This is a genomic window from Streptomyces regalis, assembly GCF_001509475.1.
GTDB lineage: Bacteria > Actinomycetota > Actinomycetes > Streptomycetales > Streptomycetaceae > Streptomyces > Streptomyces regalis.
This window is the reverse complement of record NZ_LLZG01000375.1, coordinates 60,692-74,541: the sequence shown is the minus strand read 5'-3', so window position 1 is coordinate 74,541 and position 13,850 is coordinate 60,692. Positions and strand designations below refer to the sequence as shown.

Annotated in this window: 12 protein-coding genes and 1 pseudogene; 9 read left to right on the top strand and 4 right to left on the bottom strand. The window is 71.9% G+C overall.

Annotated elements, in window-relative coordinates; genetic code table 11:
• From ADL12_RS36630 to ADL12_RS36615, 4 genes and pseudogenes are all read left to right on the top strand, one after another.
• Entirely contained in the window at window positions 1-2,385 is a 2,385-nt protein-coding gene (locus ADL12_RS36630) for a thioester reductase domain-containing protein (protein WP_062710757.1), read from the top strand.
• Window positions 2,382-3,533 (top strand): alpha/beta hydrolase, encoded by a 1,152-nt coding sequence (locus tag ADL12_RS36625; protein WP_062710755.1) that lies wholly within the window; start codon window positions 2,382-2,384, stop codon window positions 3,531-3,533. Before ADL12_RS36630 ends, ADL12_RS36625 begins: the two co-directional genes overlap by 4 nt.
• Before the next feature lie 66 nt (window positions 3,534-3,599).
• Window positions 3,600-4,379 (top strand): alpha/beta fold hydrolase, encoded by a 780-nt coding sequence (locus ADL12_RS36620; protein ID WP_062710753.1) that lies wholly within the window; start codon window positions 3,600-3,602, stop codon window positions 4,377-4,379.
• Between the two features lie 45 nt (window positions 4,380-4,424).
• Window positions 4,425-5,141, top strand: a pseudogene (locus ADL12_RS36615) (endo-1,4-beta-xylanase).
• On the opposite strand, the gene ADL12_RS36610 reads toward ADL12_RS36615, so the two are convergent.
• Complete coding sequence (locus tag ADL12_RS36610) at window positions 5,134-5,853, bottom strand: lipoprotein (RefSeq protein WP_062710749.1); 720 nt, start codon at window positions 5,851-5,853, stop codon at window positions 5,134-5,136. The pseudogene ADL12_RS36615 and the gene ADL12_RS36610 overlap by 8 nt on opposite strands.
• A gap of 105 nt (window positions 5,854-5,958) precedes the next feature.
• Between ADL12_RS36610 and ADL12_RS36605 the strand changes: the two genes are divergently transcribed.
• A complete protein-coding gene (locus ADL12_RS36605; protein ID WP_062710746.1) occupies window positions 5,959-6,741 on the top strand; it encodes a maleylpyruvate isomerase family mycothiol-dependent enzyme in 783 nt (260 codons plus the stop codon).
• Between the two features lie 173 nt (window positions 6,742-6,914).
• Window positions 6,915-7,553, top strand: a complete 639-nt coding sequence (locus ADL12_RS36600) for a class I SAM-dependent methyltransferase (protein WP_062710743.1) — start codon at window positions 6,915-6,917, stop codon at window positions 7,551-7,553.
• 126 nt (window positions 7,554-7,679) lie between these two features.
• Here ADL12_RS36600 and ADL12_RS36595 read toward each other — a convergent pair whose 3' ends face one another.
• Entirely contained in the window at window positions 7,680-9,266 is a 1,587-nt protein-coding gene (locus ADL12_RS36595) for a glycerol-3-phosphate dehydrogenase/oxidase (RefSeq protein ID WP_062710740.1), read from the bottom strand.
• On the bottom strand, window positions 9,263-9,862 hold the full coding sequence (locus ADL12_RS36590) for a TetR/AcrR family transcriptional regulator (protein WP_062710737.1): 600 nt from the start codon (window positions 9,860-9,862) through the stop codon (window positions 9,263-9,265). The genes ADL12_RS36595 and ADL12_RS36590 overlap by 4 nt, the downstream gene beginning before the upstream one ends.
• Window positions 9,863-9,935: 73 nt before the next feature.
• On the opposite strand from ADL12_RS36590, the gene ADL12_RS36585 reads away from it, so the two are divergent.
• Window positions 9,936-11,534 carry an FAD-binding oxidoreductase gene (locus ADL12_RS36585; protein WP_062710734.1) on the top strand — a complete coding sequence of 533 codons (1,599 nt, stop codon included), beginning with the start codon at window positions 9,936-9,938 and terminating at the stop codon, window positions 11,532-11,534.
• Between the two features lie 84 nt (window positions 11,535-11,618).
• Window positions 11,619-12,500, top strand: a complete 882-nt coding sequence (locus tag ADL12_RS36580) for a YegS/Rv2252/BmrU family lipid kinase (protein ID WP_062710730.1) — start codon at window positions 11,619-11,621, stop codon at window positions 12,498-12,500.
• 69 nt (window positions 12,501-12,569) lie between these two features.
• On the opposite strand, the gene ADL12_RS36575 is transcribed toward ADL12_RS36580, so the two are convergent.
• Window positions 12,570-12,935: a helix-turn-helix transcriptional regulator gene (locus ADL12_RS36575; protein WP_062710727.1), complete on the bottom strand. Its 366-nt coding sequence runs from the start codon at window positions 12,933-12,935 to the stop codon at window positions 12,570-12,572.
• 127 nt (window positions 12,936-13,062) lie between these two features.
• Between ADL12_RS36575 and ADL12_RS36570 the strand changes: the two genes are divergently transcribed.
• Window positions 13,063-13,848, top strand: coding sequence for an anti-sigma factor antagonist (locus ADL12_RS36570; protein WP_079052464.1), 786 nt, complete (start codon window positions 13,063-13,065; stop codon window positions 13,846-13,848).
• The last annotated feature ends 2 nt before the right edge of the window (window positions 13,849-13,850 follow it).

The window sequence follows — 13,850 nt, the reverse complement described above, 5'->3', positions numbered from 1 at the left end:
ATGCGTGAGATGAAGGACAACGTGTCGGCAGCCGCCGACCAGCGGGCGACCGCGGAGGCGATCGAGCGGGGCGGCGTCGGCCTGACCGTGACCGACCTGCTGGCCAAGGTCACAGGGTCGGCCGAGGCGACCGTGCGACCGGATGACGCGGACCCTCCGACGCCGCGCGGGGCCGGCCCGGGCACCCCTGTGCCCGTCCACAGCACCCCGCCCCGCGAGGTGGACGCCCTCGCCGCCGCCGTCGCAGCAGTGGCGGGCCGTTACGTCCCCGCAGGACAACTGGCGCCCGACGCCGACTTCTTCGACGCCGGCGGCACCTCCGTGAACGCGGTGGAGCTCGTCTCGGCGCTGGAGGAAGAGTTGGGTGTGTCGGTCGACCTGGACGAGGTGTTCGCCGACGCCAGGCCGATCAGCTTGGCCAGGCGCGCGCTGGAGAGCACGGGATCCGCCGCGGCCGTAGCGGCCGTACCGGAAGCGGCTGTTCCGGCGGTGATGCAGCCGGTTCAGGCCCCGCCGGTTGCCGCCCGGTCCCTCACCACCCCGTCCGACTCCACGGCCCGCCCCGACGACCTCACCCAGATCCTCGCCGACCTGGCCCTCGCCGACCGCCTCCCCTTCACCGCCTCGCCCGAACCCCTCCCGCCCCGCCGCATCCTGCTCACCGGCGCCACCGGCTTCCTCGGCAGCCACATGCTCCTGGACCTGCTGCGCCACAGCGACGCCCACGTGTACTGCCTGGTCCGGGCCGCCGACGAGGAGGCGGCCGTGGCCCGCCTCGGCGAGGCAGTCAAGGGCTATGCGCTGCCCTGGTCGTCGGAGATCCGCCGCCGCATCACCGTGCTGCCCGGCGACATCCGCCACCCCCACCTGGGCCTCACCGACGAACGCTGGAACACCCTCGCCCACGAAGTGGACAGCATCGTCGGTGTGGCGGCCGCCGTGGACTTCCTGCGCGGCTACCAGTCCCTGCGCACCAGCAACGTCCTCGGCGCCCTCACCCTCGCCGAACTCGCCGCGACCGGGCGCCCCAAGCCCCTGCACCACATCTCCTCCATCGCCGTCTTCAACGAGGTCGGCATCCCCTCCATGGGCGAGGACGACCCGCTCGCCCACATCGACCGCCTCGTCGCCGGCTACGACCAGACCAAGTGGGCCGCGGAAGTCGCCCTGCGCCGCGCCCGCGACCACGGCCTCGTCGTCACGGCCCTGCGCCCCGGCGGCATCGGCGGCCACACCAAGACCGGCGCCTACAACCCCCAGGACCTCAGCAGCGGCCTCATCTCGGCCTTCGGCCGCTTCCGCACGGTCCCCGCCTTCCGCTACCTCAACGCCGCCCCCGTCGACTGGGTCAGCCGCGTCGCGGTCGCCGTCATCTGCGAACCCGACGCCTGGGGCTTCGACTACAACCTCACCGGCGTCCCCAACACCCTCGACGACGTCGTACGGGACATGGCCTTCGGCGGCATGCACGTCCGCGTCCAGGACTGGGACGAGTGGCGCACCGACGCCCTGGCCCGCCTCCAGGCCGACCCGATCTCCGAACTGGCCTTCCTCACCCGCGTGTTGCAGAGCCCCACCGCCCTGAAACTGTGCGAGGCGACCCTGAAGGGCCCGGCCGCCACAGCCGACCGCACCACCGCACTCGTCGAGGCCCTCGGCCTTCGCCCGGCCTCCCGCTACGACGCCCGAGCCCAGCTGAAGACCTTCGAACGCCTCGCCCACGACGGTCTGGCCCACCTCCCGCACAAGGACGACCAGCCCTACCTGTGGTTCACCGAGATCACCGAAGGCACCGTCGGCCCGATCGGAGCCACGCCCGACACCTCGTGTTCGATGTCCCTCACCCTCTCCATCGCGAGCATGCACCAACTGGTGACGGACCGCCGCGTCGACGTCCGCGGCGAGGTCACCTGCCCGGCCCTGCACCCCGAGCCGCTGACCGTGGAACGCGGCGACATCTGGATCCGCCCCGAGGAAGGCATCCCGCACCGGCACGGCCTGCGCCATCAACTCCTGCGTTACCGCCTGGAGTTGACGGACACCGACGGCGGCCGCTGGTGGCTGGAGGGCCACAAGTACGCCCGGGCCCGCCGCGACCTCTGGCGCCAGACCCGCGCCCTGACCGTGCAGCTCGGCCGCGAGGGCGAACCGGCGAGCCTGGCCGGCGAGGTCGTCGTCCCCGCCGACTCCTACGTACGCGACCAGATCGACGGCATCAAGGTCGACCCGCACCTGACCAGTCAGGAGAAGCGCGCCGCCAAGCTCACCTGGCTCGCCTGGTTCGGTCTGGAGATGGGCCGTGGCCTGCTCGGCCCCTTCGCCCGGGCCGCCGCGGACCTGCTCGACCTGCGCCGCACCCCGACTCCCACGGAGCACCACCGATGATCTTCAGAACCTCGAACCCCAGGACCGCCAGGCCGGCCCTGCGCAGGGTCAGGACCACCACGACCCTGCGCCTCCTCCACCACCGCCTCGACCCGGCGACGGTCGAGGAGATCCCGTTCCGCACGACCGACGGCGTACGCCTCGGCCTGACCCGCATCGACACAGGCGACCGCGCCCCCGCCCATGACCGCCCCGCCGTCCTGCTCCTGCACGGACACACGGCCTCGGCCGACATGTTCCTGCTGCCCGAGACCCGCAACCTGGTCGACGCCCTCCTCGACGAGGGCTACGAGCCCTGGCTGCTCGACTGGCGAGGCAGCTGCCGACTGCCGTACAACGAGACGGGCCGCCGCTACACCTACGACGACGTCGCCCTCTACGACATCCCCGACGCCGTGCGCCACATCCGCACCCGTATCGGCGAGCGCCCCCTGTTCGTCGTCGCCCACTGCATAGGCTCCCTCACCCTCTCGATGAGCATGACGGCGGGCCTGGTCCCCGGGCTGGCCGGCGTGGTGTCCCAGGGCGTGTTCCTCACCCCGAAGCTCGCGGGCCGCACCTCCCTGCGGATGACCTTGGCCGGGGAACTCCTGAAGTCCCGTATCGACCACATCCCCGTCGACTTCCGCAAGGTCGGCCTGTGGTCGAAGTACACCCCGCTGTTCGCCCTGGCCTCCCGCAAGGCGAGCTGCCCGGACCCCACCTGCCAGATCCTGCACAACTCGGCCTGGGGAACCGGCGCCTGCCTCTTCGTCCACGAGCACCTGACCGACACGACCCACGACCGCCTGGCCGAACTCCTCGGCCCCGCCCCGCTGTCGATCCTGCCGCACCTGCGCCGCATCGAACTGGCCCGCACCGTGGTCCGCTGGCACGACACCGACCACCGCTACCGGGCCCTCCCGCAAAATGCCCTGGACGCGGCGGCCCGCATAGACACCCCGGTCCTGCTTCTCGCGGGCAGCGAGAACGGCCTGTGGCTCGACTCCCAGAAGCTCTGCCACGACGTCCTCGCCCACCGCCAACCACAACTGGACATCACGTACACGGAGATCCCGGGCTACGGCCACCTGGACACGTTCCTCGGCAGGGGAGCGGCCCTCGACGTGTTCGGGCACATCCTCGATTTCCTGGGCGAACGCCGGTGACGACAGCCGGTGGGCCCGGCTACCGTACCGGTCAGTAACGAGAAACTGGATACCAGGAGGCTCCCCATGCCGCAGCTCGAAGTCGACGGCGCGACCCTGACGTACGACGACGAGGGCCCCCGCGACGGCGACGGTGTGCCCCTGGTGTTCGTCCACGGCTGGACGGCGAACCGGCACCGCTGGGACCACCAGGTGGCCCACTTCGCCGAGAAGCGCCGAGTCGTCCGCCTCGACCTGCGCGGGCACGGCGAGAGCAGCGGATCGGGGGCGCGCACGATCGACGACCTGGCGAAGGACGTCCTCGCCCTCCTCGATCACCTGAAGATCGAACGGTTCGTGATCATCGGTCACTCCATGGGCGGCATGATCGCGCAGACCATCGCCCTCGCCCACCCGGAGCGGGTCGAGCACATGGTGCTGGTGAACTCCATCGGCAGGATGGCCTACAGCCGGGGCCGCGCCCTGCTGATGGCCGCCTCGACGCTCGCCCCCTTCAAGCTGTTCGTCGCCGCCAACATCCAGCGCGCCTTCGCGCCCGGTTACCCGCGCGAGGAGGTCCGCGCGTACATCCGCGCCTCCGCCGACACGCCCCGCGAGGTCGTCATGACGCTGTACGGCGCGATGCGGGCCTTCGACGTGCTGGACAGAGTCGGCGAGATAGACACGCCCACCCTCATGGTCCACGGCTATCACGACATCCAGCTGCCCGTCGCCCAGATGCTGCGGATGGCCAAGGCCTACCCGGACGCCGTGATCCGCATCCTGGACGCCGGCCACGAACTGCCGGTGGAGAAGCCGGCGGAACTGACGGTGGCACTCGACCGCTTCCTCACCGACCGCGGATAAGCGGACCCGCTTTGGGGGTGTGACGTCTGTTGACGCCGGGGACAGGTGCTCCTGGGGCCTGCAGCCGGCCTCACCGCCCTCGCGGGCACCGCGGATGCCGCCAGTACGCTCGGCGCCGCGGCCGCCGAGAAGGGACGGTACTTCGGCGCCGCCGTCGCGGCGAACCACCTGGGCGAGGCCCCGTACGTCTCGACGCTCAACACCGAGTTCAACTCGGTGACGCCGGAGAACGAGATGAAGCGGGACGCCACCGAGGGCACCCGCGGCAACTTCACCTTCGATCTCAGATCGGCGATGAACGACCACATCGCCCAGGTCATACAGCACTACAAGGGCAAGATCCACTCCTGGGACGTCGTCAACGAGGCCTTCCAGGACGGCAGCAGCGGTGCCCTGCGCAGCTCGCCCTTCCGGGACAAGCTCGGCAACGGCCTCGTGGCGCGCGAGCGGAACGCCGCTGCCGTTCGACGGCAACTACAACAAGAAGCCGGTGTACACCGCGGTCCTGACTGCACTCGGCGGCTCCTCCGGCGGCGGCACCCCGGCGCCGCCTGCACGGAGACCTACAGCTCCGCGACGTGGAACGGCACACCCACCTGGGACAGCAGCGGCAACGTCATGACGATGAGGCCCAACGGCAACGGCACCCTGGCCGCCGGAGCGTCGACGAGCCCCGGGTACGTGTTGCCCGACCCACTCACGGCGATGTGTCCGGCGCGGCGCCCTTTCCGCCCGCGCCGGACACACTCGTTGCTCAGGTGATGCGCAGGGTCCGCTTGGCCAGGTCGTACGCCGGCAGCATCGCCCGGTGCTCGTCGGTGTCCAGTCCGCCGAGGTGTATGACGACCGGACCCTTCTTGGTGGTGACGGCCATGGCCGACTCCTCCTTCGTCTCCTCCAGGAGCTCGCTGGTGTAGAGGTACTTCACCTCGACACCTGTCAGGTCGCCCGCCTTGAAGGAGCTGTACTTCTCCTTGCTCGCGCCGTTCTCCGCCGCGACGAAGGCCTCCAGTACGGTGCGTGCGTCGACGTCACTCGGCTTGCCCGTCCAGACGCGGAGGAAGCCGATGTTCCCCGCCGGCTTGGCGTCGACCTCGCAGGCGGCGGCGACCGGGCCCTGGTACAGGAGCGCGTCGGCGATCTCCTGGGCCAGCTCGTCCTTCTCGGACTCGGCGGCCCCGTCACCGCTGTCGGCCACCTTCTTCTCGGCCGCCCCGGTGTCGACGGCCTCCGCCTCCCAGTCCTCGGCGATGTCGAACGTGACGGGCAGCTCACAGGCCGATCCGGCGGCGCCGATGGTGCCCCCGCTCTTCACCGCCGTATCACTGTCACTCGCCGCGTCGGCCGAGGCGGAAGCGCTCGCCGACGTCTTCGTGTCGGCGTCCTCCGCAGCCCCCGAACAGCCCGTCAGCACCCCGGCCAGCAAAGCCACCTGGGCCAGCCGGCGCCGTACATGTCCCGCCCCCACCAGCATCGTTCTCTCTCCCCACCCGATCCTGCTTCCTGATCTTGCTCAGGCGGCACACAGTATCCGAGACCACTGACAAGGCGGCTCCTGGCCCTGCGGCATCATGAGGCGATGACCTCGCTGACCTTCGACCGCTACTGCGACGAGATCGTCACCCAGACCGAACGGCTCACCGCTCACGTGAGGGGCGCGGACATGACCGCCCCGGTGCTCTCCTGCCCCGGCTGGAACCTCGGCCAACTGCTGCGGCACGTGGGCGGCGACCACCGCTGGGCGGAGGAGATCGTACGGACCCGGGCCACGGCCCCGATCCCCGGTGACCTGGTGAACGACCCGACCGCGCACCCCCACGAGGACGAGTCGTTCCTGGTCCCGTGGCTCCTCGAAGGCGCCGCAAACCTCAGCGCCGCCCTCCGCGCCGCCGGGCCCGAGGCACGGGCATGGAACCCCTCCGAGGAGCGGTCCGCGCCGGTGGCGTTCTGGGCGCGGCGTATGACGTACGAGACCGCTGTGCACCGCGCCGACGCGGCCCTGGCGGCCCGAGCGGAGTTCGCGCTGGAGCGCGATCTCGCCGTCGACGCGGTGGAGGAGTGGCTGGAGTACTCGACCTTCCCCGAGGCCTTCGAGCCCCGGCCGGACCTGCCCGACCTGCTCGGCCCCGACCGTACGCTCCACTTCGACGCGACCGACGCCGGAGAATGGCTCGTCGATCTCACGGGCAGGCACCCCGTCTGGCGCGCGGGTGCCGACCACGCCACCGCGACCGCACGCGGCCCGGCGATGGACCTGCTCCTGTACTTCTACCGCCGCCCCGCACCTGCCATCGAGACACACGGCGACGCGGCGCTCCTCGACCTCTGGCTGACCCGCGCGGGCTTCTGGCTGGAGGTGTGACGCCAAGGTCGTGGTCCTGCGGTCACCGGCCTGTCGTCGAGCCGGTGGCTTTTGCCGAATCGGCAAGACTGTTCGCTTCCCTTCGCGCCGTCCCACAGGCTTCTTCAGCGTGGACCGGCAGCCCCGGTGGCCGTCCGAGTCCCGCCACCACACCTGCGCACCCGGGAGGCGCCATGACCGACACCCCTGCCCTGAAGGCCGCCGAGTTCTGGGAGGCCCGCTACCGGGACGGCGGGCGGCTGTGGAGCGGCCGCCCCAACTCCCTGCTCGTACGCGAGGCCTCCGGACTCGAACCGGGCAGCGCGCTCGACCTGGGCTGCGGTGAAGGGGCCGACGCGGTGTGGCTGGCATCGCGCGGCTGGCAGGTCACCGGCGTCGACATCTCGCACACGGCCCTGGAGCGCGCCGCCCTGCACGCCACCGAGGCCGGCCTGAGCGACCGTACGGCCTGGGAACGTCACGTGCTGGGAGAGACGTTCCCGAAGGGCTCCTTCGACCTGGTGAACGCGCAGTATCTGCAGTCGCCGATCGCGCTGGACCAGCAGCGCATCCTGCGCCAGGCCGCGGAGGCGGTCGCGCCGGGCGGCACCCTGCTGATCGTCATGCACGCCGGCTGGCCGTCCTGGCAGAGCGAGCCACCCTTCGAGGCGGAGTTCCCGACGCTGCAGAGCGTCCTCGACGAACTCGCGCTGCCGAAGGACGACTGGACCTTGGAGACGCTGGACACGGTGCGCAGGGCGAGCCTGTCACCGGACGGCGGGAAGGGCTTCCGGGACGACAACGTGTGGCGCATGCGGCGCGGCGACGCCTGACGGAGAGCGCTCGCACCCGCGTTGCGCCTTCCGCCAGGCCACCGGCTCACGCCTTCCGGCGGACCCATCGGCTCACGCCTTCCGGCAAACGCCCCAGCTCCCGCCTTCTGCCGGGCCCACCAGCACTCACCCCTGCTGCGCCCACGCCTCTCCCAGCACCTCCCGTGCGGCCTCCAGCGCCGCCGCCCGGTCGGCGGGCACCAGCCCGATACGGGTGCGTCGGTCGAGCAGGTCGGCCTCGTCCAGGGCTCCCTCGTGGCGTACGGCCCACAGGAGTTCGGCGGCGGTGACGGGATGCCCCGGCAGGACAGGTTCGGCCAGCCGGGGATCGCGCGTGCCGAGCGCCTGGACGGCCGGTGCCTCGGTGCCGTAACGCTGGACGAGGCGGCGCGGTGCGCGGAGGGAGCCGAGGGTGTCGGGTGATGCGGCGCCGACGAGGGGGAGTGCGGCGGTGGGGGAGGGGCCGGCGGTGAGCCGGCGGGTGGTGACGGCGGCGTCGACGGCGTCCTCGGCCATGCGGCGGTAGGTGGTGAGCTTGCCGCCGACCACGGTGATCACGCCCTCCGGCGAGGTGAGGACCGCATGCCGGCGGGAGATGTCGGACGTCCGAGGAGCAGTGCCGGAATGCTCGGCCGGGCCGGTGTCGAGCAGGGGGCGCAGTCCGGCGAACGCGCCCACGACGTCGTCGCGTTGGACCGGGACGTCGAGGACGGAGCCGAGGACGTCCAGGAGGAAGCCGACGTCCGTCTCGGGTACCTCGGGAACGTCGGGGATGCCGCCGTCGACGGGCTCGTCGGTGAGCCCGACGTAGACCCGGCCGTCGCCCTGGGGCAGGACGAGGACGAAGCGGTTGGTCTCCCCGGGGACGGGGACGTGCAGCCCCGCGGGCAGGGGGCCGAGGTGGTCGGCGCGCAGGACGAGATGGGTGCCGCGTGAGGGGCGGATCCGGATGCCGTCCACCAGGCCGCCCGCCCAGACGCCGGACGCGTTGATCACGGCGCGGGCCCTGATCTCGCCCTCCTCGCCGGTGAGTTCGTCGCGTATCCGGGCGCCGGACGCGGTGAGCTGCAGGGCCCTGACCCGGGTGAGTATCCGCGCGCCGTGGGCGGCGGCGGTGCGGGCGATCGCGGTCACCAGGCGGGCGTCGTCGGTGAGCCGGCCGTCCCACGACAGCAGGCCACCGCGCAGGCCCTGGGCGCGCAGGGCGGGCGCGAGGTGCCGGGTCTCCACCGCGGAGAGCCGGCGCGGGGCGGGCAGCGTGGCGCGGGCCGTGCGGGCCGCCAGGCGCAGGGTGTCACCGGCCCGGAACCCGGCCCGGGCCAGGGCGGACTGGCCGCGGGAGACCAAGGGAGTGAGGGGCAGGACGAAGGGCTGGGCCCGCACCAGATGCGGTGCCGTGCGCTCCATCAACACGCCGCGTTCGACCGCGCTCTCGTGAGCCACGTCGAGCTGCCCCGAGGCGAGATAGCGCAGCCCACCGTGGATGAGCTTGCTGCTGAAGCGGGAGGTGCCGAAGGCCAGGTCGTGCGCGTCGACGGCAACGACCGACAGTCCTCGGGCGGCGGCGTCCAGAGCCGCCCCCGCCCCGGTCGCGCCCAGCCCGACGACCAGGACGTCCACGCCCGGACCGCCGACCGTCTCGGCCAGTTCGCGCGAGCGCCGGGCGGCCGACAGGGACGATCCGGGAACCGGGGGAGCAGTGGTGGGGCTCATGGCGTCAGGGTCCTCTCGAGGATGCTGCGCAGTTCCGCCAGGAAGGCCTCGCTGCTCAGGTCGGCGTCGTCCTCGTCGGTCATGGTCCGCAGGGACAGCGTGAAGGACTGGACGATCAGCAGCAGGGCCCGCGCCTGCCGTTCGACGTGTCCGGCACGCACCGACTTGTCGGCGTGGCCCTCCCGCAGGGCATCGGCCAGCAGTGCGAGGAGGGCCTGCTGGCTGGCGCCGCGGCGGTCGAGGACGTAGGGGAGGAGCAGTTCCGGATCGACGTCGATGATCTTCCGGAACAGCGGATGGGCGCGGAAGGCCTCCACCCCGGCCACGAGCCCGTCGACGATCAGGCTGCGCGCCTCGGCCCCGGGGCGCCGTTCGGGCATGGCCCCGGTGGCCACCGCGACCCACTCCCGGGTCATCAAGTCCCCCACCAGGGTGCGCACATCGGGCCACCGCCGGTACAGCGTCATCCGGGAGACACCGGCGCGGCGGGCCACGTCGGTCAGCGTCGTACGGCGGACTCCGACGGCCAGGACGCAGTCGCGCACCGCGTCGAGCACCGCGTCGCTGTCCGAGTGGTTGTGACGAATAGGCGTCATGTGTCACAGTGTAACGCCTGCGAGGCCGTCCGGGACACGGCATCGCTCGAATCGACCGGTGAGGACGACGGCCATGGACATGTTGTGGAGCGGTTGGGGCGACCCGGCCAAGGCGGCCCCGCTGCCCGAGACGGTGACCGGGCTGCTGCGCGACCTGCTCGGCGTCAAGCCGCGCACCGCCGGGCCGGTCGCCCTGGAGGACATCGCCGTACCCGAGCCGAGCCTCGACCCCGCCGCGCGTCAGGCCCTGTTCGCCGCCGTCGAAGGCCAGGAGCACGTCCGTACCGACGCCGAGACCCGCATCCGGCACACCCGCGGCAAGTCCACCCCCGACCTGCTCCGCATCCGCGACGGCGAAGTCGACGACCTCCCCGCAGCCGTCGTACTGCCCGCCGACCACGACGACGTGCTCGCCGTGCTGCGCGCCTGCGCCGAACACGGTCTGCCCGTGGTCCCCTTCGGCGGTGGCACCTCCGTCGTCGGCGGCCTCGCCCCCGCCCGGCGGAGCCCCTTCGTCGCCCTGGACCTGCGGCGCATGGACCAGCTGCTCGCCCTCGACCCCGTCTCCCGCACGGCCACCCTGCAACCCGGACTCCGCGCCCCCGAGGCCGAGGCGCTGCTGGCCGAACACGGCTTCACTCTCGGTCACTTCCCCCAGTCCTACGAGTGGGCCACCATCGGCGGATTCGCCGCCACCCGCTCCAGCGGCCAGGCATCCGCCGGCTACGGCCGCTTCGACGAGATGGTCCTGGGCCTGACCCTTGCCACCCCCGAGGGCACCATCGACACCGGCCGCGCACCGCGCTCGGCAGCCGGACCCGACCTGCGCCAGCTCCTGCTCGGCTCGGAAGGTGCCTTCGGCGTCATCACATCCGTCACGGTCCGGATCCGCCCCGTCCCCGAGACCCGCGTGTACGAGGGCTGGCGCTTCGCCTCATTCGAGGAGGGCGCCGCCGCACTGCGCCGCCTCGCTCAGGACGGCCCGCGCCCGACGGTGCTGCGGCTGTCCGACGAGACCGAGACACTGATCGGCCTTGCCCAGCCCGACGCCATCGGCGCCGACGGCGCCGGACTCCAGCTCGCGGGATGCATGGCGATCACCGGCTACGAAGGCACGGAAGAGGACACCTCGTACCGCAGGCAGAGGGCCGCGGCCGTCCTGCGCGAGTGCGGCGGAACCCCGCTCGGCGAGGAACCGGGACAGCGCTGGGCGCACGGCCGCTACTCGGCCCCCTACCTCCGGGACTCCCTGCTGGACGCGGGGGCGTTCGCGGAGACACTGGAGACGGCGACCTTCTGGTCGCGCGTCCCCGAGCTGTACGCCTCCGTCCGCGAAGCCCTCACCACCACGCTCACTGAAGCCGGCACCCCGCCCCTGATCATGTGCCACATCTCCCACGTCTACGAGAACGGCGCCTCGCTGTACTTCACCGTCGTCTCGGCACAGGGCGACGATCCGGTGGCGCACTGGCAGAGGGCCAAGCACGCCGCCAACGAGGCGATCCTCACCGCGGGCGGCACCATCACTCACCACCACGGCGTGGGCACCGATCACCGGGACTGGTACGTCCGCGAGGCGGGCCCCCTGGGCGTCGAGGCGCTGCAAGCCGTGAAACGCCGACTGGACCCGGCGGGCCTGCTCAACCCCGGCGTCCTCCTGCCCGCCGACTGACTCCACGCCCAGCCGCTCAGCCACCCCGCCCCCGCCCCCCGCCGTCTCCGGCAGCCTCCTCCCGTCGGCCCGAAAGGCTCACCGATGCGACAGTTCACCGCCATCGTCAACCCCACGGCGGGCGGATCCGCCTCGGCTGCCGCCCTGCTGCAGGTGGCCCGGCTGCTGCGGGAGGCCGGGGCCGACCTGGAGACCGCGTACAGCCGCAGCCTGCCCCACGCCCGGGAACTCGCCCGGGACGCCGGGCAGCGGGGCCGGGTGGTGCTCGCCGTCGGCGGCGACGGAATCGCCGGCGGCATCGGCGGCGCCCTCAGCGGCACGGACGCCCTGCTCGGCCTCGTCCCGGCCGGCCGCGGCAACGACTTCGCCCGGGCACTGAACCTCCCCACCGACCCCACGGCACTCGCACAGGTACTTCTCCACCGCGAGCCCCGTAAGGTCGACACCATCGAAGTCGAGTCGGCCGTCCACGACCGCACCGTGGTCCTGGGCAGCGTGTACGCGGGCGTCGACGCCCTGGCCAACCGTCACGCCAACAACGCCACACTCCTGCGCGGCGCCGCCTCCTACTACGCGGGCGGACTGCGCGCCGTCACCACCTGGCGCCCCGCGCGCTACCGGGTCACCGTCGACGGCCGGGAACACCCCCTCACCGGCTACACGGTCGTGGCCGCCAACTCCGGCTACTACGGCTCCGGCCGCCTCATCGCCCCCGACGCCCGCGTGGACGACGGCCTGCTGGACGTGGTCATGATCCAGGAGGCACCGCGCCGGCTGTTCTTCGCCCTGATGAACGACCTCAAGACGGGCGCCCACGTCCACCGCTCCCAGGTGCGGATCCTGCGGGGCAGGGAAATCCGCATCGAGGCCGACCGCGAGGTGCCCTACGGCGCGGACGGCGAGGTCGAGGCGACCCTCCCGGTCACGGTCAGAGTTCTGCCGGGAGCACTGCGCGTACTGTGCTGAGCCGGGGGCGGGGCTGGGGCTGGGGCCGGAGCCGTCGGCGTTGCGTCGACGGCCGGGTCCCGCTGCCGATCAGCCGCCGTCCACCGGCATCCGCTGGCGCGCCGTCCTCAGCTGCTGGGTGCCGGAGGTGCGATCGGCCTCGTCCCTGGCGAGCAGCGAGAGCAACGCCGCCACCGTCAGTCCGGCTTCGGCGGGATGGCGCAGTACCTTGGCCGGGGCGATCCGGTAGGTATTGGTGCGTCCCTCGCGGGTGTGCGACAGATAGCCTTCCTGCTCCAGATCGGAAATGATCTTCTGGACGGCGCGCTCCGTGAGCCGGCAGTGCGCGGCGATACTCCGGATGCGGATGTTCGGGTTGTCGGCGATGGCCGCCAGTACGCGGGCATGGTTCGTCAGAAAGGTCCATCCGATGTGCGGCTCAGGGACTCCATCCATGCACCAAGACTACGACTGGTTTCACGTATACAAAAACACGTACTGCATTTCATGTATCTGTTGACGTGTCCCGCGGTTCGGGTTCAGTCTGGTACGGAGACGGGGAGCACCTGAGGGAGAGGCGATCATGGCAGAGCTCGAAACCTCTGCGAACCCCCCGACCGGGGCCATCACCGACCCTGCGGACACCGGAGGCGCATCGCCGGCAGACTCGGCATGCCCGCTGGTGACCACCGTCCGCCCGGACGGGGACCGGCTCACCGTCAAGGTGAGCGGAGAACTCGACCTGGATACCAGCGAGCGCCTGCGCAGCGGCCTGCGCGAAGCCCTGAACCGCTCGGTCCGCGGCATCGATCTGGATCTGGAGGGCGTCACCTTCTGCGACTGCTGCGCCCTCAACGTCCTGCTCACCCTGCGCCACCGAGCCCTGGAGCAGGCCAAGACCATCACCATCCACCGCGCGAGTACGGCAGTGGATCGCCTGTTCACCCTGACCGGCACGCAAGCGCTGTTCGCCCGCCCGAGCCCGGACGGCCGGGGTGCGCCGGCCCGGCACGCCCAGGACACGGAGACGTCCGAGGGTGCCGACTACGACCTGCTGATCGAAGTCGCCCAACTGCGACGGGCCATGCACACCCGGCCGACCATCGACCTGGCCCGGGGCATCCTGATGGCCTCGTTCAGCCTGAGCTCGGAGGAGGCCTGGACGGTGCTGGTCGCGGCCTCCCAGAACACCAACACCAAACTGCACTCCCTGGCCGGAGACCTGGTCACCGCGGTCAAGGGCGACGCGTTGCCGGACGCCGTGCAGGAACAGCTGTCCTCGGCGGTCGCCAGGGTCAACTCCTTGCCGGGAGTCACGCGAGGTGAGGCGGAGGACCCCGCCCAAGCCGCCGACCGAACCTCCGTCTGAGC